The organism is Salinimicrobium oceani (assembly GCF_012037645.1).
In genome coordinates this window covers 1-330 of sequence record NZ_JAAVJR010001303.1, presented here as the reverse complement: position 1 = coordinate 330, position 330 = coordinate 1, and the positions used below count along the sequence as shown (strand labels likewise).

Below are 330 nucleotides of genomic sequence, written 5' to 3'. Positions count from 1 at the left end.
CTAGTATGGTTTTTAGGTTCTTCCCATAGCGTACTTCAATAAATTCTGGAATCGTATATAAACCCTTTTCTATGAAAACCGGCAAAAAATATTTCCCCACTATGATCAAAGTGATTGCAGCCATCCATTCATAAGAAGCAATGGCAAGCCCAATGGCAAAACCAGATCCCGACATCCCGATGAATTGTTCGGCAGAAATGTTCGCAGCGATTAGGGAGGTACCTATAGCCCACCAGGGAAGAGACTTGCTTGCAAGGAAATAATCTTCAGAAGTTTTATTCTTACCTCGTGAAACCCACAATCCTATTCCTATGATAGTCAAGGCATAAG

General features: G+C 41.2%; 1 protein-coding gene. It reads right to left on the bottom strand.

Annotated elements, in window-relative coordinates:
- The coding region (locus tag HC175_RS21935) for a sodium:solute symporter family transporter (protein WP_438865980.1) at positions 1–330 on the bottom strand (330 nt) is incomplete at both ends.